This is a genomic window from Paenibacillus sp. 4624 (genome assembly GCF_050435065.1).
In the GTDB taxonomy this organism is placed as follows: Bacteria; Bacillota; Bacilli; order Paenibacillales; family Paenibacillaceae; genus Paenibacillus; species Paenibacillus amylolyticus_D.
Genome location: NZ_JBNDJR010000003.1, coordinates 407,225 through 433,760, shown reverse-complemented (window position 1 = coordinate 433,760; position 26,536 = coordinate 407,225). Strand labels below are relative to the sequence as shown.

Below are 26,536 nucleotides of genomic sequence, written 5' to 3'. Positions count from 1 at the left end.
AGGGCGTAGTTAATCGCTTATTCAGTTTCTGGCGTACCGTAGTCAGCGGACAAGTATTTCCAAGTCGCATTTTCGCCTGACATAGAGTTGGCACTGAAATCTTCGGACGATTCGGACAGGGTGCAACTACGGTACACAATGACAATGTCGCCCGTGTATTTATCTGTTACCTCAATATCAATTACGTTCATGTTCAAAATACCAGCTCCATAACTGGACAAACCAAGTTCAGCTAAGGACTTCTTACGGATTCTGTACTTCTCCAAGGTGATACTTCCATCTACTTTCAGAGGCACGGACTCCTGCGGCATGATCGACCCAATTTCATACTGGTTCTCCGTGCCAAAGGAGCGATTACCGCTCAGCCGTTGCCCCCGCCCGACTTCGATACCACCAATTTTTAGACGTATCGTGTGTCCGGCGTGAGCTGGTTGATCTTTTACAATACTCACTGAATGTTCCCCCTTTCGTTATTACAAACTGAAGTGGTTTGTGATCAGGAAATTATTGATCGGCAAGGTCGGTTTACCTTCCCACTCCAGCCAGAACGCCGTACCATTGCGGGTGACTTTGGTAGACTCTGGCACGAACGTCCTAATCCATCCGTTCTTTTGGAACTCCATAAGCAGAGACACCAGATCGTTATAGATCGTGACTTCAATCCCTGCGACACCTGCCTTGCCGGTGTAATTATTCTCGAAGTACGTTTCGATGTTTTCACTCATATCGTCTGCAAGAGTTGAGACAGAAAGCTCGACCTTGGTCAGATCTTCGCTGGTTGACAGTGTCACTCCCTGGACAATGCGAAAGCCCACATTTTTAACCTGTTCAACAGGGCAAATGTGGGCTTCTAAAATTTCTTCAATTTCCAAACCGATGTATATCTTCTCTAACCCATCAAATTTAACAGACTTATAAGTGACAGGCTCTTGGGACGCTTGTCCAGCCCAAAGGCCTGCAATAGCAGCTGCCATATAATACCCCGGCTTAACGACCTTATTTCCGTCGCCATCGGCTACGAGAGGACAAGGAGTTACTAGCACCCCACGTTCAGTTGGCATGGCCGTTGCCATTTCCTTGATCTCTTCGATCGTTGCACCTGGCTTGTGTCCGTAAAATGCGCGACGACGCTTCCGGTTCTTGACACTCGACATGAATTCGATATGTGTGTCTACCTTGGCCCAGATGGCTGCCTGTGTCGTGAGTGGGATAATTCCAGCCGTATCTTCTGGCTGCAGTAGATCAATAGCATCTTGCCATTGTGTATCCGTTGGCGCTGTTGCTGGGGCCGTGACCTTAACAGGCACAACGCCGATCAAATCTGCTCCGTGCCTCCAAGATACCTTCATGACCTCCAGCAGTTCACCTTCACCTACAGCTGCAGTCGCCAGCTTCGGATCATTGAAATATGAAACTTTCCCTTCCGGCAAGGTACTCCCCACCGGGAGAACACCGATCACGGCCAACACTTTATTGGAGCCCAACGTTACAGGGGTCATTTCACTTGAATCCACCATTGAATAAGCCCCCGGACGCTTGATGCTAGCCCCGCCAAAAGAAATATTAATGCTCATGGTTTACCTCCTATTCATATTGTGCCTGAGACTGTTGTTCCAGCGCAGCTGCCCACTGCTCTTCAGTCTTGACCCTAAGCAATTCTGGATTGGCGCGAGCTTCATAGCGGAAGCTTGCCACCAATCCCATATGCACCTTAATGCGGGACAGGTAGTCTTCCAGCGATACCTCAGCTGTAGCGGCTTGCCTTTTCCGATGATCAGGTTTAGGATTCACTTTCTGAGCAGCATCGGCTTGATCCTTTTTGGATTCATCCGTCAATTCGCACACCTCCTCTCACTGTGAACCCACTGATCGCTTCTACACGCTCCGTTACTTGTACGTCAAGCGGATTAAGGTACGAAATGACAATACTGGCCCAGTAGACTGGAAAAGGTGCTACTTGCCCAGTGAAGTCACTCTCATCCTTCCCCGCTTCCATGCTGAAGCTCAGAAGGCCGTTACTTACTGCCACTGGACGGAACAGCATAAGTAATGCTTTCATTACCCTGTATGCCCGTTCTCGCTCATCAGCGTTGGTATGCCAAATACGCACTTCCATGGATTCCTGAAAGTGCGTACTGTGGATCTCGCTATATTGAAGAACATCACGGTCGAAATCGTCACCACCGAAGTTACCCAATATGTGAGCCGCTTCGCTGTCTGATACCCGATTGATGCCCACACAAGGCAACTCCGTTTCTGTCTGTGGATCAGACTTGAAGACGTTCATCCGAACAGCGTTTTCCTTGAAGCCTTTTTTTAGAAACTGGAGCAGTTCCTCTTTTACATCCACACTATTGAACTCCACTGAGTCAATCACCCCCTAAGCCCATAGCGGCCAAGTCTTGCTGGAACCCTTGTACGATCATCTCTTGCACTTGTTCACGTGTATTTTCAAGAACAGCATCACGGATCGGCTTCGGCTTGATCGTTGGACGCATCCAGCTTTTAGGGCTTGAATCTTCGGAAAGTCGACGGAAAGTAAGATATTGCTCTTGTCCAGGACGCCCCATCTTAACCAAGCCTTGATACTTCCCCGTCTTCCATGTGTATCCTGCTCCCGGATGCGCCCCCATATGGCTCCGTTTGCCTGTATCATCCTTCTGTATTCTCCCGCCCCACGAATAGGTGCGGGTCGGCAACGCAGTTGTGACACGACTGACTTGTAGTTTCTTCGCTTGCGCATGTACCGACTTGGGCATAGCGGCCATTGTACTAGTCCGGGGTGCTCCGTGGCGAAAAGGAACCGTGATGTACTTCTTCCCTTTCGCTCCAGTCTTTGCTTTTGAAGAACCCAGCAGTCCAGGCTTCATGTCCTTTGCCGCTTGGCCATCCTCAATAGCCGCGCCATGAGGTGAGGTTGTGAATACTTCCCCTGTCAGATCGTCAGGGAACCGCAATCCGGCCTGGATGCTGCGGACATAGTCACCCGTTTGAACACCGACACGGAAACTGCCGCCGCTAAAGCTTACCTGTGCACCTGATGCGTACTGAATCCATGTCTCCTGAATCAAATCCATCGTGGCTGCTTGAACAGCGGCTCGCGTATACGGTAAACGGCGGCCCTTTGAAAGATTAGCAAGGATATGATCAAGAGCTGGCAACTCAGCCTGTATCGACACCATGCTCATGTAGCACACCTCCAGGGTAGTAACGAAGTACCACCGTCCGCGGTAAATCCTGATTATTCTGGTGACGAGGTCGAGGCAAGACCGCGTAAACGGTGTAGACCGGACGATGCATGTACATCACGCTATATTGCGCTCCTTCCGGCGGCTGATTGCCTGCCCAGATAATTGTAGCCCCTGCCACTTCGTAGTCTTCCCCCGCCATGTACAGAGTCGTTGTGACGGTCTCGGGGTCGTGCATACGGATGGACAACACCTGCGTAACCTTGGGATTAAGCAGTGTATCTGCTGGACGTCCATGCAATTCTGTGCCCCTTATAAGCACTTCGGACGTTTTTACTGCATCGTCGATCAATGTCACTACATCGCCAGCCCCAATGTTAAACATCGGTACCGGCTCCCTGCCAGAACGATCAAAACCACCCTCTGGCGTTCGTCGGAACATATTAGACGGTACGCTCATTAAGGCGTCTCCGACCTCAAACATTCCCGCATAGGCCAAATAGTCCTTAGTCGTGGTTACACTTTGGACAAGCGCACGACAAGTTAAGGCAGGCTCATAGACAAAACCAGTGCCGCCGCAAAACAGACAACCATATTTCGGCTGTCCGCTGTCGAGGTTAATGCAGGAGCAACGGACTGATTCTTGCCAAAGCATGTCGCGACCATGACGAGCGATCAAATCCTCAAATTTTGGTCCGTTGATTTGAACATTGCTCATCAAATCCCTCCCATCGTGAAACCGCGTATCTTGGTCCTAGCTCCGCCATGCTTGGGGTCGAAGAAAGAATCAACCTCCTGTTGGAGCTGTTTGATATGCGCTGAATATGTGGTGCTTGTCGCTGATGCAGTTGTTTGGACTGACTCAACCACCCCATCCAATGATAAGGAATAGTTTGAGACACCCGCTAGTACAGCCGTACCTGCCACTCCAAGCGTTGTGATCGCCGCCTGCTTGCCCACCACGGTTCGAATATCTTCCGTGAGTTGCTCCTTGGTCAAACCAGCGGTGTAGTCTACATGAAATACTTGTGGCGTTCTTGACAACAATGGAGCTGCAAATGGAGCTGTGTTATATCCTGACGGGTAACCACCCAGCATAGGCACGCCTCCACTCTTACTAACCACATGCAATTGTCCCGATTTCTTGTATAGCTTGGTCCAATCTGGGTATTGCATAAAGTCAACGCTGACCTGTCCACCGTAAGCAACCAGCTTAAATGCCTCCATCTTGATTACATATCGTTGTCTCAATTGCAAAAATCCGAAGTTCTGCCAGCGCTGTGCGTCGTAGTCATAAGGCGACTCTTCCACCTCATAGTCCTCACCCTGATCCAATCCTCGTCCTTCTGCATTGCAGCGAATGACGGTGGGCTTGAGAAAGATACCAAGTTGTCGTTCAGTATCCTTAACGGCAGACATCAGGTATCCGAGTATGTCCTGGTCGTCCATCGGCTGGCCGTATTGATCTGTGAGGTGGAGTCCAAAGCACCACCGCCGTCTGATTTCGGCTGGCGTAGGAAGCCCCACGGGAGAACTATAGGTGATCTCCCCTGTGTTTGGATCTTCGGCCGATTCATAGTACGGGATAATAGTCATAGCCGACTATTCCGTAGCTGTAGGGGTATCAGCTGGAGTAGCTGTTTGTTTACCCTTGGCCGTATCCTTCTTCTCTTTATCAGGATCTGGGGTATTCTTATCCTTTCCTGGTTGCTGAGAGTTTGATGGATTAGTCTTCTCCTCATATATCTCATATCCTGGAATGCTCAGTAATACTTCCCCGGTGATTTCGTCCACCTCTGCAACACCGCGCTTGTCGAAATGTACTGTTTCATCCATCACGACAACGTCAAGAGGATATTCCCCCTGTGTCTTGCGAATCATCGTATCACTCAATGGTTTCAGCTCCTTTTTTCGGAAAAATGGAAAAACAAGAGAGGGGTAATCCCTCTCCTACTAATTTGCGTGTACTGGACGAATGGTACCGTAACTCTTGGCCCCATAACTTGGATCGTACAGTTCTCGGTTACTGTTCACGCCCAGTTTGCCCACGTTCTTAAATATCACAATCCGGCGCGGATTGTAGACCTGCAGCATGCCAAATAACAGGATCATAAACTTGCTGGTAGTATCGACTAATCCCAGCGGCACACGCATCAAATCGGCCAGTTTCTTGAAGGCCAGTACGTCGTCTGGATCGTTATCGATCAAGAAGCAATACTCTGTGCCTGGAATATCCTCTCCATTATCAACCAATATCTGATTCGTACCAGTTCCTGCGTCAGTGAATTCAGTCATGAATTCTGCCCGTTGCGGATCGGAGTAGTAGCCACGGTACACTTTATAACTTTTAGCTTCCAGTTTTGGATCGCCATGAAGGACACGCGGAATTGTGATCTCCACTTTCTGACCAGCAGCGACAGCGATGGCCCCCGTTGTGACCGTAGCCGATTCGCCAGCTACGCCCTTAGCACTAACGAAGTAGAAATAAGTTCCTGAATCAAGCTTGGATGCGGCGTCTTCTGTTGCTACCGCCACAGCTGTTGCAGGAACCGCCGGGGAATCCTTTTGGCTAACTTGTTTTGGCGCTCCCTCTGATTTAAGAAAGCGATCCGCTACGAAGTCGATATTAGCAGAATTTGCAGCGTAACCGCGTACAGGTTGACCCATTCGAACGTTACTGCCAATATCGACGATCCGTTGTCGCCCAGCCGGGCCAACAAACAGCTTGGAGAAATCTTTGTGAACCTGATTGGTCAGATACAGCTGCAACAAAGCACTACCGTAGTTATCACTGATGATGGTAGCGGCATCTTCCAAAATTTCCTCGCTGAGCGGCTTACCACGCATGTCGATAATGTGCTGAGACGCATATGGCTTTCCGTTTACAAATTTTTTGACTTGGGCAAGAACGCCGTCAATAGCAAGAGGATTCTTGCTACTGTCACCAAAATAAAGGTTTTTGTTAAGTTGCTGAAGCAGCCACATCGTACCATTGCGTGTCTCTGCGGCGACCGCATCGCCCACACCGACTGTATTAACTAATTGAGCTGGAAGAGTCGTACCGCGAGTCACGCCCATAAATTTGACCAAGCCAGCTTGACGAATGTAGTTGCTGTCGCGTTCGATTGGCCGACCGCCCTCAACGATGAATGGATCTCCGTCACTTCCGTAAGAATCAAGTACGTTGAATTCTTCGGTTGTGCCGCTCGCTCCCTTCTTACCGATGTTCTTCCAGAGACTAAGGTGTTCTTCCTTCGCTGTTACAACGCGAAGAGTCGTTTCGAGTGATTGTGGTTGAATGGCAGACATGTCTCCGAATGTTCCTGGGGCATACGCAGGGCCGGGTCCCCCAGTACCCATGGCTTTAACTAAAGCTTCCAAGTCTTGTTGTGTCATCTGGCCGAAGCCATCAGGCAAATTTGTGAAATCCATATGTTATATCCCCTCTCTTAAAGCCCCAATTGTGTCTTGACGGTTGCTGGCAGTGCAAGACGTTCCAGCGGTGTACCTGTTTCAAAGCGAATGACCTCACTGCCAGCCAACTCCCCTGCCTCAAAGGATTTTTCCAGCACGCCCAACACTTCTTGCTTGGTCATTTCCTTGCCGCCTTCTGGACGAGCGATCGTGTTCAGATCACGCTGACCCAGTACGCTCTGGCGTTGTTGTGGCTGATTCAGAGATTTGCGAAGTTCCACATTCTCTGCACTAAGAGAATCCAACTTCGTCTCCAGGGATTTAATGAGTACAGAATCTTCGCCCTGCTTCTTGATGAGTAGTGTAAGCGACTTCTCAAGTCCTCCCAATTGAGCACTGATGTCTTGCGTGTTTTGTACTTGTTGTTGATTGTCTGCCATAAGTAATCCATCTCCTTTAGTAAATGATTTGACCAGCTCAGCATAAGTCATGGTGTTTACTGGATTCATCGTTAGAACGACGTTTCGCAAAACTGATTTAATGATTTTCCCTGTCTGGCGATCCCGTTCGACAACGCCGCCCTCAATGCTCCAGCCTACCGTTCGACTGCTTTGTGATTTCTGTAAATCTTCAATCGCGACTACTGCTTGCATTGCCAGATCACGATTAGCAAAAAGACGTCCTTTTACAAAGACGCCATTGACCGATTTATTTAAGGTAGGGTGATTGTACTGTCCAATCTTAACTTCCACCGGTTCCCCGATAAATTGACTCGGGGCGTTGCCATGCTCCCACTTGATCCATCCTTTGGACAGAAAATAGGAAGTGTCCATCCCTTCAGGGGAAATACTGTCCTGTTGCTCGTCTGTATCGTCGCTTGAGATGACGCCCTGAACGATATAATCACCAGCGGCATCCATCTCAACGGCTTTCGAAAGCGGAACGAACAGGCGAAAAGTATCTTGAATTTCCTCCAAGATTATTCACTCCTTCCCTATTCAATTGTTTCTTTTTGCTCCACTCGCCTAGTGCGTACCCACCTATGACGACAGTGTGGATGTAACGGGCAACACGGCCACCAATCGGCCACCTTCCGACCAATATTGGACTTACCCGGCCAAATGTATTTGTATCCATCTGGCATAGGGCCATCAGATACAATGAAGGTTTTACCCTCAAGTAGCTTTTGACAGTGAGGGCAAGCGCCCGGAACTGTAGCCACCTGTATCTCATCACCTGGTTCCAACGCTACCAAATAAGCGTCATTTGCGGCCATAGCAAGCTCAGTAATGGCAACCCGACGCCAGTCCCTGTTTTGATCCCCGTAAGCGTCAAAAAGAGCCTGAGTCAGCTTATTCGCTCCCCAATGCTCTTTTTGTGCTTGAATGATTATTTCCTTTACCCCGGCACGGTGGTTATCCGCGATCTGGCTGACTTTTTCCGCCGCATGGACTACGGAATGTTCAATGCTCTGATATTCCAGTGGCGATATAGAGACAATTTCTGCTTGATCTTCTCCAGTCCACAAGCGTAGAGGAAAGGCTTCCTTTTTGGCAGCCTCCAAAGTCTCGGGCAGTTGATTCAACATAGCCGCTGTAAGTGTAAGTTTCACTTTATCCTCTTGACTCTGGTACACACCCAGAAGACCGACTCGGACAATGAATTTTTCGGCCAACTCGTCGATTTTACGAAACTGGTCACGGATATTCTGATCCACCCTTCGGATTAAAGCCTGTGTGGCGTCCCTTCCATATTTCAGACTTTTTGTCCCTTTGGCCCGCAGTTCTTTCACCAAGTCACTAATTCGTCGCTTGTCTCCCGGGCCTTTTTGCAGATCATCGACAGGCAACCCTAGCAAAGCAATGACTGATGCCAACATACGTTGTCCATTGTGGTCAAGATCATTGTAGAACCCATCCTCAAGGGTTGCGATTAATGGATCATCCGATGCATCCCACATGCTGCGCCCACCCTGCGGACGCTCTGGCTTTATATCCAAGGCCTTGCTTATCGTCTCGATGATCTGGCGGCGATTGGCCAACGGGAACGACTTAACCTCAGGTGGCAATCTGATTTGTATTTTTGACATCAGTATCCCTCCCAAGAAATATCAATCTCTAGCGATTTTTTTAAGGGTTCCTCCGATTCGTCCGAAGGATTTCCTTCGTCTTCCTTCTGATCATTGGGCTTAGGTTCTTCCCGTGCCTGCGGCTGTTGTTCGGCCATGTAAGCCTGAATTAGCACGGCATTGGCTGGCGCATTCATCCATGTTGCTTCTGGTGGCACTTCCTGCCCTCGTTGCTTACGTACCTCGGCAACTGTAGTCAGCCCCATCTCCATGTCATCCTTCAAACGCTGTGCCTTCCGTTCCTCTTCCTCTTCATCCAGCCCAGACCAGTAAAGAGCGAACTCCGGAGCGATGATGTCAAGAATGTTTGAGTTAAACCCATCTGACAAGAAATGCATCAATGGCACAAACCCCTTGTCCTTACTACCGTCCATCTTCTCGGCAGTGTTATCAGATTGGCTCATTCCATTGCCGCTAGTCCAACTCTTGAATCCGACTTCGTTCGGATCGATCTGATACACAGCACATGCTAGGTTAAAAAGAAACTCCAGAAATTCATTGAACTGCATATCCTGGTTGGATGATTTAAAAGGGGTGAACTTAAACCCGTTCCCTTCCTCCATAGCCATGAGGGGGACTGTCCATTTCCCTTGAGCCCCTTCGGTCAGAGTCTTCCAGTGCCGGCTGAATGCCTCGATATCCTCATCCTCATACCTACCGATTACCTCCAACACGCCTTGCGGCAACGAGTTAAACGAGAAATACGATGTGTTGTACTTCACACCGTTGACGATGCCCGTCACGATCTCGACAAGCGTCTCCAGTTCGCTGAATCCAAAATCGGCATATGCAATGTCTGTCCGTGGATTTCGGATCAGATACGCCAGTTCCTGTCGGGAATACTCCGCTGTAATTCGTCCATCCACACGCTGTATGTAGGCGATTTGCGCGGCAGCCCCGGTGGTGACAGACTGGTATGGCGTTGGCTGGTAAATCTCCGAAATTGGAGAGGTAGGCAGCAACTCGATAGTAGCCGCATCAACCGCAAACATATCTGTAATCTGCCCGCCGCGAGTAATTACATTTTCCCAAGCGATTGCATCCAGGGTCAGGCTGTCCCGCGTAATTTTCCGCAGGAACTGATTGAAATTGTCCTTTCGCTCCGGGTTTCCCCAGCTTCCAGTCTTAAGGAAGAACTCCTCCAACTCGAAAGCCCGCGCTTGTGCTGCTCGGCTCATGTATTGCTTCGGATTCTTGAATCCAATTCGAAAACCGAGGTCACCCTCGTAACGAGGTCGCCGCGCAAAGCGTGCAACTTGGTTAAGACGTGTATTGATGATTGCTGCAATAGCTGGTACACGCGCCATCTGTCGCAGCACAGAAAACGGTAGCAACGAAGGTTTGGTCCGTGTGCCACCATTGCCCGAATATTGATATGGCAGAATGACTGCCGATTTCGCTTTTGCCTGCGACTGCTGCGTTCCGACCATTTCTGTATTTGCCAAAATGTTCACCTCCCCGCTTACGTAATGAGCATGGAGCGGCGTGGTTTTCCAAAGATGGCATATACCACATAACGCAGCGCATCCATTGCATGGTCATGTTTCTTCACTGGCTTATCTTCGCCGCGCTGGGCGGCTTTGTCGTCCCATATATAGCTCTGGAACTCTTTTAACGTTTCCCTGCATTTTTGAGACACAAAAAGCCGCAGCTCTTTTAAAGCTACGGACACAGATTCAATACCAGGCAACACGCTATTATCAGCTTCTTCGATGCGACGCACACCCAACTTCTTCAGCTCGGTTATGAATCCTTTTGCCGATGGATCGATATAAATTTTCTTTACATCCACATCAGCAATAAAATCGACAAAATCCCGAGCGTAGTCGGACGGCGCACGGGGTTGCTCTGGATCGGAGTGATAGTATTCCTTTACGATGTACAGGTGGCCATCCTTTTCCCCCAGTAGCAGGAACACAGTCGCATTGGTGTGACCGTAATCGACGCCCACATAAAATTTGTTGAATTCTGTGGGCATGTCTGCCGTCTTCAATTCGTGCTTACTCCGGTCAAATAGATTGTAAATGACTCCTTCAGCCATGACCCACAGGCCCAGGATGTAACGTTGATAGAATATCCCGGAGTATCTACGACGATATCGGTCCCGGACACGTTCAGACAACGAAAGGTTATCCTCCATCGTGAAGTGAATGTGCACAGCACGTTTGGTATCCAGATCATCCAACCACTCCAGCTTGAACCAATGATATGGACCCGCTGGGTTGCAATTAAACCACGTCTTTGCATCTTCAACGGAACAACGGGCAGTTGCTTGGTCTACAAATGACTTGGGCATCAGGGCTACTTCATCGAAGAACATGCCTGCAAGAGTAATACCTTGGATTAGGTCTTGAGAGCGTTCGTCCTTACCACCAAATAAGAAAAACTGATTGCTTACGAGTCCGCGGGATATCGTCAGGACATTGTCCGTCTTGTTGTCATGTACCTGGTAACCACGACTAGCCAGCATCCGTTTAAGCGGCCCGACAACGTTACGGCGCAACGCACCGATCGTTTTCCCAGCCATGCCAAACTGCTCACTGCGGAACGTCTCTGTCGCCCAAACAATGAAGCTGAATGACATGGCCACCGTTTTGCCGGCACGAACCGATCCGTCACAAATGATGGCTTCCATATCATGATGAGGGCTTTCGGACATCCACCACGTAAGAACCTGCACCTGTTTATCAGAAAACGGCTGCCACTTGAACGGTGATGGTTTAAGCTTCAGTGTTGCCATCTTTAGCCCACACCTCCGCAGCTCTCCCTCTTAGAGCGGCAATAAAGCCATCGTCTTCAACCTCGTCAGGTTCAGCGCCACCGCGCTTGATCATCAGTTCATGTTTCAACATCTCGATCCGGACACGCTTCTCTTCATCCTGTAAACGCGCCTTTAGCTCAATGGCTTTCAGCTTCTTGTCCTGGACTCGGGTCAATGCTTCCTCAAGGGAAATGATGTCATCGATCTGGCGGAAAGTCTTTTCCTCGATTTCGGACTCGACCAGTTCAGTGCGGGTGATGGGGACGGTCTTTGTCTTTCCCGTCCTCTCATCATGAACCGTCATGGCTTCTTTGATTGATTTGAGCTCATAAAGAACTCGACGTTCCCGCTCTGTCAGGCCATCCGTCAATCTCTTGATTCGAAGCAACATCCTACGTTCACGGATTTCAAACTTCATAATAGCTTCGTCTGCCTGTTGAATCGGGTCCGTGTCAATGAGATCCACGAGATTCCGTTCATCATCTTCGAGGGCGTCAAGCCAAATGCTTTCATACTCACCTGTCGTGACAGCCTTCTTGTTTCCGAACGGACCACCTTTGCCGCCTTTATTACCCACAGCACGTTTATTCCCTGGCGTTGCTCCCCCGCGATTCCCGACAGCATTTTTGTTCCCTTTGGGCGCTCCGCGTTTGGTAACGTTACTAATGGTTTCAATGGTAACGTTACTATTCAATTCAGCCGCCCAACCGTCCTGAGACTTCCATTTTCGAATCTGCGTTTCCCCAATAGAAAGAGCGGCGGCGATGTCTTTTAACTTCATCGCCCCGCCGCTCTCCAGCCACATCAGTTTTGCCTTGTCCCGTTCAGGACTTCTCTCTCTGGCCATCTACATTCATCACCACCCCCAACAAAGAAGAGCCGCGACAGTCAACCGTCACAGCTACTATTCAACCAAAGTGTACTCAGCTTCAAATTCAGACTGCTTCATATGTTTCAATGTCCCGGATGCGTCCTTAACAATGTAATCCCCGACTAGCACTACTAAAGGTTTCAACGGGTCTACGATCACGCGAAGCTCTACAACACTCCCGGCCAGACTGATCGAAATGGGAAACTGAACAAAAGTAAAGATCTCGTCTGTATGCGTGGAACTGTTTCCTTCGAATTGAATTGCTTGGACCCGAATAATCTTCTGATAGCTTTTAACAGACACTTCCCTCACCTCCAAACAATAAATACAATTATTTGCGTTGACAACTCTTGGTATTAACTATATAAAACAGATATAGTTGTTCGTTTTACTCGATTCCCGATAACGGTTCTAAGAACCGACCTATGGTTAGGCTCCAAGCAACAATAAATAAAATTGGGGGAATCGGTATGAATATAATTAAAGCAATTAAGTTCAAAGGTTTTGATGTCAGAATCCCTTTCTTTTCTTTTAAGTTTGAAATCCAAAATCCTGTTGCTTGGAAGTCGGGTAAAGCGAATAACTAACCATCTTTAACGATACAGAACCTTTTTTTACAACTCGTCCTGTTGAAGCTTGATATCCAACTCAATCAACCGTTCCAGATCCTGAACAGTCTGCATCTTTATATGTCCAGCCTGCAAGTCACGAACCCACTGGGCAATGGCAGCCTTAACGATTTTGCGGTACTGTTCTTTGGATTCGAGGATGCCTTCCGCAACTTCGAGTTCATGCTGCATCAAAATTTCATCTGGTGTTCTCATGCGTATCCCTCGGCTTTCCGTTATGATGGAATGCGAGATAGCGGCGGTGTCGATAAATGCCGCGCGCGGCGGGCCGCTATCTCAGCCGGGGGATACCCTGGGTTGATGGGGGGACGTTACTGCGTCCTCCTTTTAATTTTGACTAAACCACTGCAGATGAATTTGCTCAGCGATCCGGTGCATCATGATCGGCGGGACACTCATGCCACATACATATTGGACATTAGCATCCATAAAATCATAATCTCTAGGGAATGTTTGCATCCTGATCGCATCCATATCACTTATGTGCTGCGGCACATCATCCCGCAAGAAAACGGATGAGCTGGCGAGAGTGTTGGCAACCTTCTGATTCTTCAATAGAATCGTGTTGAAGTTACTCATCTTCCCTTCTTCACGCTCCGTCACATCCCCCATATTCAAATCAGGAGGACGTTTCTTGTGCCACCGCTGGAATGTCTTACTGTCTGGATTAATTGGCGATCCTTCACCACTTCGGATATCTCCGTACAGTATTGGTGGTTCGCTGAAAACCAAGCGTAACGGCGGAAACGGCATGTCCTCACGAACAGCTATGAAGAATACCCGTTCACGCTTCTGTGGGACACCCATCGTGGCAGAGTTAAGAAGAAACAGTTGCACCCTGTACCCAATCTCACGGAAACCTGAAATAACCATGCTAACGAAACCACGGGCTTTGCCGACAAGCATTCCCCGAACATTCTCAGCTACAGCTACACGAGGTTGAAGCTTGTTCACAACATACAGATATTCAAAAAACAGGTCATCCAGTTGCTGGACAGCTTGCCCTTCTCGAAAAGCAAATTCCCCACCCCACTTATCTTCACGATCACCAGCAATTGAATACACGCTACATGGCGGCGACCCGTCCAAGATGTCCAGGGCAAACAACTCTGGCGGGAGATCTGCATCAGGAATATTTTTGAAATCCTGAATAGACATGAGGAATGGATGAGGCGGATTATGATTCTGCCGATATATCCTCATCATCTGCGGATCGATCTCTACATTACCCAGCATCGTATACCCTGCCAACTTATACCCCATCGTTGAACCGCCGCCGCAAGAGAAGCAAGAAAACACGGTATGGCCGTGTTGCGGTACATACTTCAGATCAGCAAGCTTCCAGTCCCATGATGGCCGTTTCATGATGTACCTCCCTGGTCGAAAAGAAATCCGCACCGCGGGCATTTGCAATCAAAGTTCGATTCGTCGAAGTCGGAAACGTCCAGCTCTTTATTTGTGAAATCACCCAACTGATCCTCAGACGGTTCTTTAAAATCAGCGAGCAGACTGTCAATCTCCGTATCATCAAACCCGGATAGTGTCAGCTCAGCCCCTGTCGCCTGCAGTTCATCCAGCAAGGCGGCCAAAGCTTCTTCATCCCAACGACCTGATATCTTATTCAAAGCGATATTCAACAACCGCTCCTGCTGATCGTCGAGATCCACCACGGATACCTTCAGCTCAGTGTGACCCAACTCGTTGACCATGATCTTATACCGTTGATGACCACCGACCATGTTCCCAGTGCGCTCATTCCAGACAATCGGCTCCACATACCCAAACTGTTCAATGCTCCGGCGAAGCTTCTCGTATTCCGGATCGCCTGGCTGAAGGTCAATCCGGGGGTTATATGCTGCTGCATTAATCTGATCGATTGGCACGATTTTGATGTTCATTTCTATTCCCTCCATCAATGTTATTACAACAAAAAAAGTCATCTCCTATTAAAGAGATGACTTACGTTTTTTTATTATCTTGCTCCTCATAATATATAAAACAGGCCACCAAAGTCACTATTGAATAGCATAAAATGAGTAAAGATTATCTAATGATATTTCAATTCCAACATTGTCTCTTAACAAGTCGCTTCTTCTATCATATAGCAACTTTAGTAATTCCTTTTTCTCTTTTTTACGAGCAAGATGAATTTTCCTATGACACAATGGACACAGTGCCACAATATTACTTTCTGTATCAATAGATGTTGTAAAATCATTTTGGAATTTCATTGGAATTAAGTGATGAGACTCAACATAAAACTCCTTGCTTGCATCAGAAACAAAGGTGATATGGGACTGATCTATCTCGCACTTAAAATGAGCTTTCTTTAAAGCGATTTTAGATATCTTTGGGTCCCTAGGCCAAGCTTTAAAACCATTCATCACTCTAGGTTGCTTCCTTGGCTTCTTAATTTCTGGCGAATCATCTGGAATTTTACTGAAGTCCGCTTCTAAAGAAGTTTGAAAATTATTCTCTTCAAGATCTTCTTCAGAAAGAATGAATTCATTATTTAACTCCTCAATCATTTGATCTGTGTTTGCATAACGTTTCATTCTAATATTTAGTTTCTCTTTGTCAATATTACTGAATCCCTGTGGTGTGAAATTTAATTTATACCCAAAAAATGAAGAGAAAACTTCTTTCGGGATACTAACCTCTTTTAGATCCTTTAAAAAGTAAATGTACTCCCATGTCTTACCCTCGTTATTCTTACCCCAGATATGTTCAGCCACTTTGCTGTTATGTGTCTTGCACAGAATTTTAGCGTAGTATGTAAATCCTTCTGTTGTGTAGACAAGCACAGCATCATTTTCCCTTAGTCTGCCCCACCTTTTTACATTTTGGCTTCCAGATACTGCTCCCCACATATGAACATACTCATTGAGGTTGTTAGCGATTAATGTTTCTTTGACTTCGGAATCCAAATTATCGAATAATTCTGAAATCTTATATGGACTAGCTACAGTTTCATCATAGTGCCTGCGTGCATTTTTGTCACAGGCAGTAAAGTAATAAAGCATCTTATTTCCCCCTATAGATCTGTGTATTTCTTATTTGAGCCATATGACTTCTCTACAGGGTACTTATCGGCGTTTTTCTTTAGCTTTTTAAGCAGCGCTTCCTTAGGATCTATATCAAGATCATTGCACATCAACAGCACGTAATAGAGTACATCTGCTAGTTCGTCCTGAAGCTTGTCTTTATTTTGCTCGATTGCTTCTTCACTGCTCTTCCACTGAAAGAGCTCCAGTAACTCACTCGCCTCCAGATTTAAAGAGATTGCAAGATCCTTTGGATTATGAAATTGTCCCCAGTTTCGTTCATCTCTAAATGCTGTAATTTTTCTAATTAGTTCATTCAAATTAACCACCTCAAGTTATTGATTCGACAAGCATTGTCATAAGCCTAAATATCTGAGCTGACTTAGTTTTATTGTATTTTCATATATTATACTTTGCAAAATCTTTAATAAATGCTCTTAGTTGTTGGTTACTGGTTGATATTGCGATACGTTCTAGTACATTGACTTCCTCCACTGATGTATTAGCCATTACGATTCTTTTGAGATCATTAACTTGTACATCACTAAAATTTGCTTTGGAAATAAACTCAATCAACAGTGTATAGGTTGAGAAATATCGTCTCAATACTATAAGTTGAGTATCAAAAGATCTATTAGGGTGATCCTCCATGAGTCCTGATAATGTTTCAATTGCTTCAAATCCCGTAGCATCACTGTTACCAAATGCAACCTTAAGTTTATCTAAGATGCTGTTTTTTAGTTTAATTAGATCATTAACTGTTGTAAGTGTAAGTTGATAATCCATTACTTGCTTCTGACGTTCAAGCTGATCTGCTGAACGGGCAGTCTCTTCTGTCTGCATTTCAATAGCTTTTCTTTGAAGAGCAAGTTCTTCTGTCTGCATCTGTATCGCTTCTCTCTGTAAAGCAAGTTCTTCCGTCTGCATTTTGCTAGCGTTGACTTGGAGCTTCATCTCATTGGTTTGCATATCAATAGATTTTCTTTGCTCCTGCAGTTCTTGCCTCTGAACAGCAATGGTATAAATAAGGCCAGCAAATGCAAAACCTGAGAATAACGCATTGATTGCTCCAAACATGTCTCCAAACGTTCCACCTCCATCTGGTTTTCCGAACCACAGCGAAATAAAGAATCCTGAGAGAGCCCATATCGTTAAAACTCCTGCTGAAATCCACAAAATGTGTTTCTTTTTCATACGTTCACTCCTATTTGTTCTGATGTAACATCTTCCAGTATCAGACAACAAGTGAGGTTGGTCAAGATCTAACCATGTTGGCATAAAAATAAAGCACCCTTGGGTGCTTTATCTGCCGTATTTTTCGATCAATTCTTTTAAATTGATTGGGGTAAACTCGCTAATTCCATTCGAACCATCCAAATATCCATCTGCCTTGGCTTTTGACAAATAGCTCCTAGCTTCTTCGTAATAATCTACATGAAGCCTGCGAACTACCTCAGTCCATTCCTTAACATCTTCAATTTTCCCTTCATCGAGCATCGACAACAATTCAACAAACCCTTCTGTACCCAAGTAAGCTTGAATATGCATATCACGAGTTGATTTCTCGTCTCTATAGAGTTTCATGGAATCATACTGACATTCTTCTTGATTGTGAACTATTCTAAAACCCTTTTCTTTACCTGTTTTGCGATCTTCATACCATTCAAACCAGCCATCATCGACCTCAAGAATGCCCCCGCATGAATCACATATCCATTGCTTTAATGGGGTAAGCTGTGGTTTTCCCATACATATTTCCCCCTCTATGATAATATAAATCCTTTTCCAGTATCAGACAGAAACGGACATGGGTCAAGTACTATAGTTTAAACTCTTTCAACTATATATAGTAATAACAAAAAAAGGACGAGTGCCTAAGACCTCGTACCTTTTCAGTAAATAATTCAATTCTTTTTTAATTGTGCCACCCATGGAGCCCATCAGCACAAATGTTAAAGCCACTTTGGTAGTTGTACTCATTATTACCATCAATCTCTTCAAGGGCATTATGCACCTTACGGAGTGTTTCTGATCCACACGCAATACCAATTATATCAATTTGTGATCGTACCACATCTGTCCAGTACTCCTGTGCATTGAGGTTGAGATCATATTGGCTATAAATCCCACCATGTCCGTCCAGATCTTCAATTAGTTCATCAAGTCCCTCAAGTAAATTGACTTCTTGTAATTCTCCATATTTTGGATCCCTTTTTTGTGCCAATTTAAGTTGCTTGAGTCCAACGGATAATTTCTTAGCCAGCTCTCTAATCAACTGTTCTTCCATACTTATCACCTCTTTTCTGATTTTAGGATACTACATCACCCTATATTGTCTAGTATTTCACTTCCAGTAATTGTGTTGAGTTGGTTTCAACGTTCGGGTGACCTGTGTATTCGTGCGTACGCTCACTCAGCGCCTGTTCTCCGCTCTCCAAAAGACTGATCCCTGCAAACGGACGTTCTCATGCTAATAAGCTCAAAACGGCTAATATTCCGTTATATGAGAGCAAAACAAAAAAAGCCGTACAACAAATCTACGGCTCTTTTGTTCACGTATGTTATTTCTATTAGTTTACTTCAGATTTAACATCTGTTGTATATCCACTGAATGTTACATCGACTGGTTTTTTTCCATTGCCATTTGGTCCACCTGTAAAGCTAATTGTATAACCACCCGCTCTTACGCCTTGGGGGTTCTTATCGGGACTTAGCCAAGCATCTGACCCATTGCCATCGATTACCTTATTATAATATTCTTTTTTAGTATCAGTATGGTATATCAATATCTTTACTGGCGAACTAGAATTGTTTACAAAGTCTACTTTAACATATCCATATCCACCGGCAACATTAAAATTAGTAGTAACATAACCTGAACCAAGCTTACTTTGTACCCTACTTCCAAATTCATCCTTGCGCTGTAGAGGTGTAATAATCAAATCATCAAAATTACCTGACCGAGCAATTTCAGCAAAATCACGTACTGAACTAGAAGTTGGAACCGCCTCTGTATGTAGCGAAGTTGATGGAGCGGCAGATGCTGATGTTGCTAGTGCTAGAAATAGTCCTGACAATAACAATGCTTTTGCTTTCATCGAAAATTCCTTCTTTCTAATTGTATTATTATTACAATATAACCATAACAGCATCTGTAAATATTTGCAACTTATGCCTAATATTTAGTCTATTTAAAAAATGTTAGTCTATTATTTATGTTTTTAGTACAAATAGGCCTGCTGCAAAACTGTTTAACACCATCCCATCTACCCCATACACATCCTTTGCATTTCTCTGGTTGCTTGTTGGGGCGAATGCGTATCTTCTTCCGTCTTCTGCTGATCACTTCAATTCCTCCAATAAAAAAAGCCGATCCAGTTAAGGAACGACTTTAATGTGTTATGTATGATGTTGGTATTACGTCCTAAAAGCATGCTCCCTAAACGGTCGCCGCAAAAACGCTGCGCTCTTTGCTTTAAAAGCATACGTGCTTAGTAACTATAGAGGAAGAACAAGACTATTTTACTGAAGCGCTAAAAATAGAGTCAACGTTTCTAGTAGCCCGTTTCTCTCAATATCTATTAGAAACAATTGCTTTGCTCTCAATTCCTCGCTAATTCACTTATGGGCTCGTCTTTACATTTCCCGTTTTCTTTGAAGCAGACAACTTCTCTTTCATTGTAAGCAACATCTCAACCAGTTCATCCCGAGCAATCAGCCTTACCCCATTTGATTTAGCGAGCTGATATGCCTGCTCAGTATAATTGCTGTTTGTGACAACCCATGCCCCATTTGCTCTATAATGCGCCTTAGCTCCTTGAACCTCTTGAACAGCTTTTAATCCAACATTTTTTTTATAGCGTTTAGCTTGAACAACGATTCTTTTTCCATCTTTGGATATAACCAGATCGGCGCCATAATCACCTGCAGCTTTTGTCACTTCCGCCTTAAACCCTTGTGAACGAAATAGATGTCCAAGATAGTGCTCAAACTGCACTCCATCCATTTTGTCGATCTCGGCAATTCCTGATCTCTTCAGCCGTTCAGCACGCTTTTGTTGAATGATTATCATTAAAACTATAATCCCAACAACACCAAGAAATCCAACGACAAGTGAAGCTTGCCAAGATTTTGTTATAGAATATGTTCCCAAAACACCTCCCAACATTGCCATGCCGGCTAATCCTTGGAATAATTCTTCTTCCTGTTTCGCCTTACTTTTCCTTTTCGCCATAACTCTTCCCCCAAGTGTGTAAATTGTACTAAAACACTTTTCGACACTTAGGACTAATTTCCTGCTATGAGTAAAAAAAGGCGAGAAGAGGAACGCCCCAGTCATATGCCGCATGTGCAGCTGTGCGTTTCATTCTCGCCTTTTTCTATGCTCCTAATGTATCACGGAAAAATGGTCATATGGGGTTCAACATAGTCTCAAGATGGGGTCATGTTTTGGTCATACAGGTGCCAAATTTTAAGAGGAAGTTTTAGCTTCTTTTAATAAAACATTTCTATAGTATAATATCCTTAAATTAGATATTAAATAAAATGGAAAAGGAGTCTTACATGAAACTACTAAATGTAAAAATTAAAGATTATAAAAGCATCAAAGATTCTGGAGAGATCAACTTACACAATGTATTTAATGCTTTAGCGGGGAAAAACAACACAGGTAAGTCAGCTTTTATTGAAGCAATATATAAAGTAGTTTCGGAGGGGCATATCGAATCCTCTGCTGTATTTAATGTTCGGAAGTCAACAGAGATTGTAATCGAAGTTAGCTTACTACTCGAAGAATTAAATAGCATAAATGCAGATGTGGATCCGAGATATACGGTAAATGATTCAGAAAAATTTAGAGTTAGCTTCAGATACTTCAGCAAGGAAAATGTAACAATTATCGACAAATTTGAGGCCTATTACGGAGATTCATTTAATACTGTATATGAAAATATAAATCACTTAAGAAATTTTGTGACGAGCCATTCATTCAGAGATTTAAAAGGTGGGAGTGTCTCTTTTGGAGGCATGCCAACTTTCTTACACAATCTAATGGTTTTTTTAAGAAGTAAAATTGTCTACATAGCTGGTTCTAGACATGTACCATCGACTGAACCCTCAAATTTAAACCAATCCTTAAACATCAATGGCACTAACCTCAATGGTTTTCTGTATACTTTACATAATAATGAGGAAAAAATCTTTGATATTATTGTTAAAACTTTCACTTTAATTTTCAATGATGTTACCTCTATCAACACTCCAATTGAGGGAGCTAACCAAACATATGTCAGTATTCTTTTCGAAGGCATGGATACCCCAATCCCATTGTCACAGTGTGGCAGCGGTTATACCCATGTTCTAATACTATTGTGTGTTCTATACACAAAAATAAATAGTGTAGTTCTATTTGATGAGCCACAAGTATTCTTACATCCCTCTGCTGAGAAGGCTATATATGATTTAGTAAATGAGAGCAGAGAACACCAGTATATATTCACTACACATTCACCTATTTTGATTAATTACCCTTCCGAAAAATACCTAGTCCATGTTAACAAGTCAATTGGCGTCAGTACTTTCACACAATTAGAACATATTCAAGAAGTATTGTCCGATATCGGCATAAGCAATAGCGACTATGCTCTATCTGATAAGGTGATATTTGTAGAAGGTGCAACTGAAGAATGTGTGCTTCCCATACTCCTCTCCCATTTCGGATTAAAACAGATAGGATACAACTACAGAATCTTGAATATGAAGGGAACGGGTAATTATTTTACTAAGAAAACTGCTATGCGTGAACAGAAAAGCAAACTTGACCTAGTTTTAAGTGGCGTATCACGGAGTCCAATCCCCTATAAGATAATTATTGATGCTGATAATAAACCTGATGAAAAACTTCTCGAATTAAGGGAAAGTTATGGAGAAAATATAATTATTTTAGAGCTTCGTGAATATGAAAATTACTTTTTAGATTGCTACGAAGAGTTGTCTGAGGTTATAAATCAGGAAATTTCAGAAGCTACAGATCCAGAACAAATTAAAGCAAAAATTGAACTTTTGCTAGCCGATATTACAGATATAAAGCTATTTCCTAGAGGAGCTTCAAACATAACAAAAGATGTTGTTGGAAGTGAGATTTTAGAACGCTTATTTAAAAAATATTCTCTTAATTACAATAAAATTGTTCATGGAATGGAACTGACTAAATTAGTATTAAACAACACTCCAGAAAAACTGGAATTCTTCAAAAACGAACTGCAAGATTTCATTAAAGGATAACAATGCAAAAAAAGAGAAGCTGACGATTACTCGTCAGCTTTTTTTAGAATTCGGTATCATCCTGCTCAAAAAAGCCGATAAGCTTCAAAGTATTACTGACACTCTCGATACCCTCATCGATTTTGCGCTTGATAGTGCTATCACTGAGGGTACGCCGGAAGAAGAGTATCGTTTCCTTGCGTGAATATCCTTGAATGTATCTGTAATCAACGGCTTTACGGGCTTCTTCGTCTTTGATTAATCGTTGAGCCCTTTCCAATTGGTGTGTATAGAAGTCATATCTTTTGTACACCCAGCGTTGTTTCTCTATAAGAATCGTGGCGTTAGCAGTCTTGTCCGCATGCAGATCTGTTTGATCGATGCGGCGGGCTGTTTCACCGTCAATTCCTACTTGTTGCAAATCCTGCTCGAATTGCTCAAAGTCTCTCATTAAAGAAACCATATCTGTATATTTGTCGAGCAGGAACTTTGTTCGCTGGATTTCTTGTTTACTTGCTTTTGCAAAGAGTTCCCCTTGTCCCCATGTCATCGCCATTCCCCTCATTCCCCTTCATCCTGTGATATACTAATAAGAGGAATGAGATAATATTTACTACCCTTTCCCCCACCTGGCCGCCAAGCTTGCGGGGGATATTTGTTATACTGGAATCACTTCGTTGCAAAACTCGTCCCACTCCGCTTCACACTCTTCTGCGGACCAGCCGTTTACTAGATCCTGCGGATATCCATACTCCAAAAGCAATGCCCTAAAATCTCGTTCCAATTACCACTCACCTCCACGCTTATAGTATTTGCGGTTGCTGCCATAACGTTGTTGTGGAGCCGTAACTGCCTTCTGCAACTTATCTGGCCGTTTAGGTGGATGCTCAGCCCCGATTGCTTTCAGGTGGCTTGCTATCTGCTCCGATGTCCATAACGTTTTATCAACCTTGCGATAATCTACCATCAGCAGATCCTCCCCGTTTGAATGCCCTCCTGCAGATCAGTGAGCAATACGTAGATCGTTGCATCCTTGGCATGTTGGTTACTCTGCTGCTCGATCCAGTTCATTACTCCCGCCTGACTCACCATTGCAATCTTCTTGCTCGATTTATCTGTCAAAGAAAGAGTGCGCACACCACCTGCTTTATGATTGAGATATCCCTTATTAATCAATGTCTCAACGTGCTTGAATGCAGTTGAAGTGACGAACATAAATGCATCAGCAATCTCCCTTATACTCGGCCCATAACCGTGTGAGTCAATAAAATCTGCTATGAAATCGTAAACCTCTTGCTGCCGGGGGCTGAGTGGCTTGTCCGCTATGGATTTCTTTGTCACGATTCTTCCTCCCAATTCCATAAGCTGAGCTGGCCTTTAGCTGGTACCGGCTCCTGCAGCTGAACCACATCGTCAAGTTGCCAAGCAAAGCGTCCGTCACTGTAGTCTCCAAAGTGGTACTCATCAGGCATGTAACCACCCCAACAAATCGTCCTGCGGGAATCTATACTTAATCTTTCCACTATTTGTTTGTCTCCAAATGGACGACTAATGCTCCACACGTCAGTAAGTACCGACTTTGCAATCACTGCTCCTGTCACCAGGTCACGCAAGTCATTAATGCCGTGTTTCAGCAACGCTTCGCGTATTTGAGAAACCAGACAAGCTTCTTTATCCACCTTTTGGCCAGCATGGATTGCCAAGTCTCCCCGATGTTTCGTCGCCCAGCTCCGTGTCTCCAATTTCTTGACGCCCAAAGCTACCAGTGTTGCCCAGGGTTGTATTATCGTTACGGCTTTCATCGTTCATCCTCCACTCATATAGCTTTCAAAGTTATTAAGTTCACGACTCCATCTATCAGCAGTGACATCCTTTAGTTGATTGACTAAGTTACCTCTAATAAATGGGCATATGCCTATAGCAGCTAGGCATATGCCTGAATAGACTAAATTATCCAATAAAGAAGGGAAATGATTAAAATGTATAGACAATTACAATTCGATTGGCCAACATGGTGCTCCTATATCTGTGGTTATGACGAGGCAGGGCGACCACATTACTGTTATGGACCTTGTTTGGTTCCTTCTGCATCGATTATGGCTCAACCCCCTTATGCCCCTCCGCAATTCACTGGTCAAATGAATACAAACGGACACTTAGCACCATTGAATCCTGGATTAGGGAATGTTAAGCCCCATAAATAAGGATATATTACTAACTCCATAAAATGAGCCACTTGAGTTCGTTGTTAACCTAGTTCCTTTGTGGCAAGAACTCCAAAGTTTCATAGATTCAACTGATCACCCCGGCCAACTTTCGACCGGGGATGCTACTATATGAATGTTTTAGACCGCTACGCCATCCTGCATCATTTTAGTGACACGCTTTTTATAAGCGCCGTATTTGGAACTAATTTGTGCACTTGGGATGTTGATCTCTTTCGAGATTTCCAGCCAAGTCTTGCCGTTAACTTTCCGTTGTTCCAACAGACTTGGGAAGTCAGCAGGAACGTCAGCGAATTTGATATCATCGAAAATGGGACGTTTGTTAAGGATGAACAGTTCGAGTGTTTCTTTATCAATCTCAGTAGCCACAACCTCTTTGTCATCTGCAGGTGGATTCTCGTCTGCAGGCGGCTGCTGATCACCTTCTGAATCATCAGAGTTAAATTCCATTACCTTCGATCCAGACTCATCCCCGCCTCCCTCATTCAACCAATCAGGTGTGTCATCGGTTGGCGGTTCTCCTGTGCCTTTTTCGCTGATGCGCTCCCCCTCGCCCTCTTGCGACACTTCGGAACCATTTTCAGCTTGCTCGGCACCTTCTCCGTCCCCCTGCTGATCAGGAGAACTTCCTTCACCTTTGAACAACTCCGCCTGGTTCTCGTCCTTCTCTTCATCCTGGCCTTCAATCTTGGTCACAACCCCGGACGAATCTGTTGTCACACGGCGCCCACCGTTCCAAGGGTTATACATTGGGTCGCGTTCCTCTTCATCGAAGTCAAAAGCCCCCTGCGGATCTCCGAGGTAAACCATGATTTCTTTCTCTTGCATCTTCGCTAAAGCAGACAATTTTGATTCAACTGCAGCCAGCGGGATGAGCAACTTGATTGTTACGTCCTTTGTACCAACACTGATTCCCTTAGCTACCTCTGCCGAAAATTTCACCATTCCGTTTGTCATGTTTATGCAACTCCTCTGATATGTTTTTGATCATATGCCCAGCACAGGGCTAAAGCATCTGATGGATCGTACAAGCGTTCTTTAAAGTCACCAGCTTTGTATTTCCCTTTACGGTCGTCTCGTTTGTAGTAAACAGGTATAGCTATTTCATCTAAATCAAGGTCAAACAGCATCTGCATTTCAACTGCAACCGTTTCTTTATCCGCGTTGCCTTTGCCTGTGAACATCTTTAGTTCCGAGGGACGTATCTCTGCAATTGTTACCCGATTATGGAGTGCAGCGAGTGTAACCATAGAATAAGCACCAACCAAAGCGATAACGCTATTGGCATTCTTGAAATGTACGGGGCGTTCCAGAACAACCACATCCGGCCTGTGATTCTGAATCATGTCGTAGTTGTCCTGGTAGATGGCGTTCAAAACTTTCGGCATTTTGATATCTGAATAATCCCTTAGCCCGAAAGCAATCGGCTTCCCCTTCGTCATAGTTGCCCATCCTGCATAATTGGTACCGTGATCGATGCCCATAATTTTCATCGTCTTACACGCTTCCTTTCCTTCCTCCGCTGGCGCGCCGGAAGCATGTCCCTCCGAATGACAAAAATCTCAGCCAGTTTCTGACCATCATCACCGCGAACAACGTAACTCAAATGTGTTTGGTGGTGCGGATCAATCAGCTTTCGCATGCCGCACCTCCGGTACCGACAATTGCATCAAACTCAGCGATCCCTTCACGGAGCTCAGTTTGATCAATTCCCGTAAATTCCGTCTGTAGTTCGTCCAGATCTGGAACCTGTCCTGTATTCATGAAACGATGCCGCATGTACTCTGACACCGACCATCTGGTGTAAGGACTGCCCATCAAGTGCGCACCTTGTATGGCCGCAACATGCCATCGACCTTATCCAATAACCAAAGCTTGCCTGAATGCTTGTTCAGCAGCACGACACCTTCAGCTGTCTCCCTTTCCGTCAACCAGTTTTCCAATGTTACGCCTGGTCTGGCCTTGCGCAGCTCAATCTTCTGTTTCTTGGTGAGTCGTTTCCCCTGTTTCATGTT

General features: G+C 45.0%; 36 protein-coding genes. 1 reads left to right on the top strand and 35 read right to left on the bottom strand.

What is annotated here, in order from left to right; genetic code table 11:
• Nucleotides 1-17: 17 nt before the first annotated feature.
• From ABIE27_RS09705 to ABIE27_RS09585, 25 genes are all read right to left on the bottom strand, one after another.
• A complete protein-coding gene (locus ABIE27_RS09705; RefSeq protein WP_429350432.1) occupies nt 18-452 on the bottom strand; it encodes a hypothetical protein in 435 nt (144 codons plus the stop codon).
• A gap of 21 nt (nt 453-473) precedes the next feature.
• Nucleotides 474-1,574: a hypothetical protein gene (locus ABIE27_RS09700; protein WP_429350431.1), complete on the bottom strand. Its 1,101-nt coding sequence runs from the start codon at nt 1,572-1,574 to the stop codon at nt 474-476.
• A gap of 10 nt (nt 1,575-1,584) precedes the next feature.
• Nucleotides 1,585-1,836: a hypothetical protein gene (locus ABIE27_RS09695; protein WP_429350430.1), complete on the bottom strand. Its 252-nt coding sequence runs from the start codon at nt 1,834-1,836 to the stop codon at nt 1,585-1,587.
• Nucleotides 1,826-2,365 carry a hypothetical protein gene (locus ABIE27_RS09690; protein ID WP_429350429.1) on the bottom strand — a complete coding sequence of 180 codons (540 nt, stop codon included), beginning with the start codon at nt 2,363-2,365 and terminating at the stop codon, nt 1,826-1,828. Before ABIE27_RS09690 ends, ABIE27_RS09695 begins: the two co-directional genes overlap by 11 nt.
• 4 nt (nt 2,366-2,369) lie before the next feature.
• The gene (locus ABIE27_RS09685) at nt 2,370-3,188 is read right to left on the bottom strand and encodes a hypothetical protein (RefSeq protein ID WP_429350428.1); all 819 of its coding nucleotides are present in this window, start codon (nt 3,186-3,188) and stop codon (nt 2,370-2,372) included.
• Nucleotides 3,163-3,906 (bottom strand): hypothetical protein, encoded by a 744-nt coding sequence (locus ABIE27_RS09680; protein WP_429350427.1) that lies wholly within the window; start codon nt 3,904-3,906, stop codon nt 3,163-3,165. The genes ABIE27_RS09685 and ABIE27_RS09680 overlap by 26 nt, the downstream gene beginning before the upstream one ends.
• The gene (locus tag ABIE27_RS09675) at nt 3,906-4,784 is read right to left on the bottom strand and encodes a hypothetical protein (RefSeq protein WP_429350426.1); all 879 of its coding nucleotides are present in this window, start codon (nt 4,782-4,784) and stop codon (nt 3,906-3,908) included. The genes ABIE27_RS09680 and ABIE27_RS09675 overlap by 1 nt, the downstream gene beginning before the upstream one ends.
• A gap of 6 nt (nt 4,785-4,790) precedes the next feature.
• On the bottom strand, nt 4,791-5,081 hold the full coding sequence (locus ABIE27_RS09670) for a hypothetical protein (protein ID WP_429350425.1): 291 nt from the start codon (nt 5,079-5,081) through the stop codon (nt 4,791-4,793).
• A 60-nt stretch (nt 5,082-5,141) separates the two neighbouring features.
• Nucleotides 5,142-6,620 (bottom strand): hypothetical protein, encoded by a 1,479-nt coding sequence (locus ABIE27_RS09665; RefSeq protein WP_429350424.1) that lies wholly within the window; start codon nt 6,618-6,620, stop codon nt 5,142-5,144.
• A 17-nt stretch (nt 6,621-6,637) separates the two neighbouring features.
• On the bottom strand, nt 6,638-7,579 hold the full coding sequence (locus ABIE27_RS09660; protein ID WP_429350423.1) for a hypothetical protein: 942 nt from the start codon (nt 7,577-7,579) through the stop codon (nt 6,638-6,640).
• A 17-nt stretch (nt 7,580-7,596) separates the two neighbouring features.
• Nucleotides 7,597-8,691: a hypothetical protein gene (locus tag ABIE27_RS09655; protein ID WP_429350422.1), complete on the bottom strand. Its 1,095-nt coding sequence runs from the start codon at nt 8,689-8,691 to the stop codon at nt 7,597-7,599.
• Nucleotides 8,691-10,175 (bottom strand): phage portal protein, encoded by a 1,485-nt coding sequence (locus tag ABIE27_RS09650; protein ID WP_429350421.1) that lies wholly within the window; start codon nt 10,173-10,175, stop codon nt 8,691-8,693. The genes ABIE27_RS09655 and ABIE27_RS09650 overlap by 1 nt, the downstream gene beginning before the upstream one ends.
• Nucleotides 10,176-10,192: 17 nt before the next feature.
• Nucleotides 10,193-11,470: a PBSX family phage terminase large subunit gene (locus tag ABIE27_RS09645; RefSeq protein WP_429350420.1), complete on the bottom strand. Its 1,278-nt coding sequence runs from the start codon at nt 11,468-11,470 to the stop codon at nt 10,193-10,195.
• Complete coding sequence (locus tag ABIE27_RS09640; protein ID WP_429350419.1) at nt 11,451-12,338, bottom strand: phage terminase small subunit-related protein; 888 nt, start codon at nt 12,336-12,338, stop codon at nt 11,451-11,453. Before ABIE27_RS09640 ends, ABIE27_RS09645 begins: the two co-directional genes overlap by 20 nt.
• Nucleotides 12,339-12,395: 57 nt before the next feature.
• Entirely contained in the window at nt 12,396-12,665 is a 270-nt protein-coding gene (locus tag ABIE27_RS09635) for a hypothetical protein (protein ID WP_429350418.1), read from the bottom strand.
• Nucleotides 12,666-12,976: 311 nt separating this feature from the next.
• Entirely contained in the window at nt 12,977-13,186 is a 210-nt protein-coding gene (locus tag ABIE27_RS09630; RefSeq protein ID WP_429350417.1) for a hypothetical protein, read from the bottom strand.
• Nucleotides 13,187-13,318: 132 nt separating this feature from the next.
• The gene (locus ABIE27_RS09625) at nt 13,319-14,356 is read right to left on the bottom strand and encodes a DNA cytosine methyltransferase (RefSeq protein ID WP_429350416.1); all 1,038 of its coding nucleotides are present in this window, start codon (nt 14,354-14,356) and stop codon (nt 13,319-13,321) included.
• Nucleotides 14,353-14,889, bottom strand: a complete 537-nt coding sequence (locus tag ABIE27_RS09620; protein ID WP_429350415.1) for a ParB N-terminal domain-containing protein — start codon at nt 14,887-14,889, stop codon at nt 14,353-14,355. Before ABIE27_RS09620 ends, ABIE27_RS09625 begins: the two co-directional genes overlap by 4 nt.
• A 117-nt stretch (nt 14,890-15,006) precedes the next feature.
• Nucleotides 15,007-16,014, bottom strand: a complete 1,008-nt coding sequence (locus ABIE27_RS09615) for an HNH endonuclease (RefSeq protein WP_429350414.1) — start codon at nt 16,012-16,014, stop codon at nt 15,007-15,009.
• A gap of 11 nt (nt 16,015-16,025) precedes the next feature.
• Nucleotides 16,026-16,355, bottom strand: a complete 330-nt coding sequence (locus ABIE27_RS09610) for a nucleotide pyrophosphohydrolase (protein WP_429350413.1) — start codon at nt 16,353-16,355, stop codon at nt 16,026-16,028.
• 79 nt (nt 16,356-16,434) lie between these two features.
• Complete coding sequence (locus ABIE27_RS09605) at nt 16,435-17,229, bottom strand: hypothetical protein (protein WP_429350412.1); 795 nt, start codon at nt 17,227-17,229, stop codon at nt 16,435-16,437.
• Between the two features lie 108 nt (nt 17,230-17,337).
• Nucleotides 17,338-17,784, bottom strand: coding sequence for a hypothetical protein (locus ABIE27_RS09600; RefSeq protein WP_429350411.1), 447 nt, complete (start codon nt 17,782-17,784; stop codon nt 17,338-17,340).
• Nucleotides 17,785-17,950: 166 nt separating this feature from the next.
• Nucleotides 17,951-18,322 carry a hypothetical protein gene (locus ABIE27_RS09595; RefSeq protein ID WP_429350410.1) on the bottom strand — a complete coding sequence of 124 codons (372 nt, stop codon included), beginning with the start codon at nt 18,320-18,322 and terminating at the stop codon, nt 17,951-17,953.
• Nucleotides 18,323-18,605: 283 nt separating this feature from the next.
• Entirely contained in the window at nt 18,606-19,133 is a 528-nt protein-coding gene (locus ABIE27_RS09590) for a hypothetical protein (RefSeq protein ID WP_429350409.1), read from the bottom strand.
• 524 nt (nt 19,134-19,657) lie between these two features.
• The gene (locus ABIE27_RS09585) at nt 19,658-20,269 is read right to left on the bottom strand and encodes a restriction endonuclease (protein WP_429350408.1); all 612 of its coding nucleotides are present in this window, start codon (nt 20,267-20,269) and stop codon (nt 19,658-19,660) included.
• Between the two features lie 329 nt (nt 20,270-20,598).
• Between ABIE27_RS09585 and ABIE27_RS09580 the strand changes: the two genes are divergently transcribed.
• Entirely contained in the window at nt 20,599-22,317 is a 1,719-nt protein-coding gene (locus tag ABIE27_RS09580) for an ATP-dependent nuclease (RefSeq protein WP_429350407.1), read from the top strand.
• A gap of 43 nt (nt 22,318-22,360) precedes the next feature.
• Here the strand turns inward: ABIE27_RS09580 and ABIE27_RS09575 are convergent, their stop codons facing one another.
• From ABIE27_RS09575 to ABIE27_RS09530, 10 genes are all read right to left on the bottom strand, one after another.
• Complete coding sequence (locus ABIE27_RS09575) at nt 22,361-22,852, bottom strand: hypothetical protein (protein ID WP_429350406.1); 492 nt, start codon at nt 22,850-22,852, stop codon at nt 22,361-22,363.
• A gap of 102 nt (nt 22,853-22,954) precedes the next feature.
• On the bottom strand, nt 22,955-23,080 hold the full coding sequence (locus tag ABIE27_RS09570; RefSeq protein WP_429350405.1) for a hypothetical protein: 126 nt from the start codon (nt 23,078-23,080) through the stop codon (nt 22,955-22,957).
• Complete coding sequence (locus ABIE27_RS09565) at nt 23,081-23,263, bottom strand: hypothetical protein (protein ID WP_429350404.1); 183 nt, start codon at nt 23,261-23,263, stop codon at nt 23,081-23,083.
• Nucleotides 23,263-23,637 carry a hypothetical protein gene (locus tag ABIE27_RS09560; protein ID WP_429350403.1) on the bottom strand — a complete coding sequence of 125 codons (375 nt, stop codon included), beginning with the start codon at nt 23,635-23,637 and terminating at the stop codon, nt 23,263-23,265. Before ABIE27_RS09560 ends, ABIE27_RS09565 begins: the two co-directional genes overlap by 1 nt.
• Nucleotides 23,634-24,098 carry an ASCH domain-containing protein gene (locus ABIE27_RS09555; protein WP_429350402.1) on the bottom strand — a complete coding sequence of 155 codons (465 nt, stop codon included), beginning with the start codon at nt 24,096-24,098 and terminating at the stop codon, nt 23,634-23,636. The genes ABIE27_RS09560 and ABIE27_RS09555 overlap by 4 nt, the downstream gene beginning before the upstream one ends.
• A 543-nt stretch (nt 24,099-24,641) precedes the next feature.
• Nucleotides 24,642-25,478, bottom strand: a complete 837-nt coding sequence (locus tag ABIE27_RS09550; protein ID WP_429350401.1) for a hypothetical protein — start codon at nt 25,476-25,478, stop codon at nt 24,642-24,644.
• A gap of 2 nt (nt 25,479-25,480) precedes the next feature.
• The gene (locus tag ABIE27_RS09545; RefSeq protein ID WP_429350400.1) at nt 25,481-26,014 is read right to left on the bottom strand and encodes a crossover junction endodeoxyribonuclease RuvC; all 534 of its coding nucleotides are present in this window, start codon (nt 26,012-26,014) and stop codon (nt 25,481-25,483) included.
• Nucleotides 26,011-26,163 carry a hypothetical protein gene (locus ABIE27_RS09540; protein ID WP_429350399.1) on the bottom strand — a complete coding sequence of 51 codons (153 nt, stop codon included), beginning with the start codon at nt 26,161-26,163 and terminating at the stop codon, nt 26,011-26,013. The genes ABIE27_RS09545 and ABIE27_RS09540 overlap by 4 nt, the downstream gene beginning before the upstream one ends.
• A complete protein-coding gene (locus ABIE27_RS09535) occupies nt 26,151-26,285 on the bottom strand; it encodes a hypothetical protein (RefSeq protein ID WP_429350398.1) in 135 nt (44 codons plus the stop codon). The genes ABIE27_RS09540 and ABIE27_RS09535 overlap by 13 nt, the downstream gene beginning before the upstream one ends.
• 53 nt (nt 26,286-26,338) lie before the next feature.
• Nucleotides 26,339-26,533, bottom strand: a complete 195-nt coding sequence (locus ABIE27_RS09530; RefSeq protein WP_429350397.1) for a DUF6906 family protein — start codon at nt 26,531-26,533, stop codon at nt 26,339-26,341.
• Nucleotides 26,534-26,536: the final 3 nt, after the last annotated feature.

Bases quoted from the DNA above. Each gene is read 5' to 3' on its own strand.
- ABIE27_RS09535 (WP_429350398.1), bottom strand. From the start codon at position 26,285: ATGAATACAGGACAGGTTCCAGATCTGGACGAACTACAGACGGAATTT.
- ABIE27_RS09675 (WP_429350426.1), bottom strand. From the start codon at position 4,784: ATGACTATTATCCCGTACTATGAATCGGCCGAAGATCCAAACACAGGG.
- ABIE27_RS09615 (WP_429350414.1), bottom strand. From the start codon at position 16,014: ATGCTTTATTACTTTACTGCCTGTGACAAAAATGCACGCAGGCACTAT.
- ABIE27_RS09555 (WP_429350402.1), bottom strand. From the start codon at position 24,098: ATGAAAGCCGTAACGATAATACAACCCTGGGCAACACTGGTAGCTTTG.
- ABIE27_RS09545 (WP_429350400.1), bottom strand. From the start codon at position 26,014: ATGAAAATTATGGGCATCGATCACGGTACCAATTATGCAGGATGGGCA.
- ABIE27_RS09620 (WP_429350415.1), bottom strand. From the start codon at position 14,889: ATGAACATCAAAATCGTGCCAATCGATCAGATTAATGCAGCAGCATAT.
- ABIE27_RS09565 (WP_429350404.1), bottom strand. From the start codon at position 23,263: ATGGTAGATTATCGCAAGGTTGATAAAACGTTATGGACATCGGAGCAG.
- ABIE27_RS09665 (WP_429350424.1), bottom strand. From the start codon at position 6,620: ATGGATTTCACAAATTTGCCTGATGGCTTCGGCCAGATGACACAACAA.
- ABIE27_RS09595 (WP_429350410.1), bottom strand. From the start codon at position 18,322: ATGGAAGAACAGTTGATTAGAGAGCTGGCTAAGAAATTATCCGTTGGA.
- ABIE27_RS09625 (WP_429350416.1), bottom strand. From the start codon at position 14,356: ATGAAACGGCCATCATGGGACTGGAAGCTTGCTGATCTGAAGTATGTA.
- ABIE27_RS09530 (WP_429350397.1), bottom strand. From the start codon at position 26,533: ATGAAACAGGGGAAACGACTCACCAAGAAACAGAAGATTGAGCTGCGC.
- ABIE27_RS09580 (WP_429350407.1), top strand. From the start codon at position 20,599: ATGAAACTACTAAATGTAAAAATTAAAGATTATAAAAGCATCAAAGAT.
- ABIE27_RS09600 (WP_429350411.1), bottom strand. From the start codon at position 17,784: ATGGGAAAACCACAGCTTACCCCATTAAAGCAATGGATATGTGATTCA.
- ABIE27_RS09640 (WP_429350419.1), bottom strand. From the start codon at position 12,338: ATGGCCAGAGAGAGAAGTCCTGAACGGGACAAGGCAAAACTGATGTGG.
- ABIE27_RS09680 (WP_429350427.1), bottom strand. From the start codon at position 3,906: ATGAGCAATGTTCAAATCAACGGACCAAAATTTGAGGATTTGATCGCT.
- ABIE27_RS09575 (WP_429350406.1), bottom strand. From the start codon at position 22,852: ATGGCGATGACATGGGGACAAGGGGAACTCTTTGCAAAAGCAAGTAAA.
- ABIE27_RS09590 (WP_429350409.1), bottom strand. From the start codon at position 19,133: ATGAAAGCAAAAGCATTGTTATTGTCAGGACTATTTCTAGCACTAGCA.
- ABIE27_RS09700 (WP_429350431.1), bottom strand. From the start codon at position 1,574: ATGAGCATTAATATTTCTTTTGGCGGGGCTAGCATCAAGCGTCCGGGG.
- ABIE27_RS09655 (WP_429350422.1), bottom strand. From the start codon at position 8,691: ATGTCAAAAATACAAATCAGATTGCCACCTGAGGTTAAGTCGTTCCCG.
- ABIE27_RS09645 (WP_429350420.1), bottom strand. From the start codon at position 11,470: ATGGCAACACTGAAGCTTAAACCATCACCGTTCAAGTGGCAGCCGTTT.
- ABIE27_RS09585 (WP_429350408.1), bottom strand. From the start codon at position 20,269: ATGGCGAAAAGGAAAAGTAAGGCGAAACAGGAAGAAGAATTATTCCAA.
- ABIE27_RS09540 (WP_429350399.1), bottom strand. From the start codon at position 26,163: ATGCGAAAGCTGATTGATCCGCACCACCAAACACATTTGAGTTACGTT.
- ABIE27_RS09605 (WP_429350412.1), bottom strand. From the start codon at position 17,229: ATGAAAAAGAAACACATTTTGTGGATTTCAGCAGGAGTTTTAACGATA.
- ABIE27_RS09630 (WP_429350417.1), bottom strand. From the start codon at position 13,186: ATGAGAACACCAGATGAAATTTTGATGCAGCATGAACTCGAAGTTGCG.
- ABIE27_RS09550 (WP_429350401.1), bottom strand. From the start codon at position 25,478: ATGACAAACGGAATGGTGAAATTTTCGGCAGAGGTAGCTAAGGGAATC.
- ABIE27_RS09685 (WP_429350428.1), bottom strand. From the start codon at position 3,188: ATGAGCATGGTGTCGATACAGGCTGAGTTGCCAGCTCTTGATCATATC.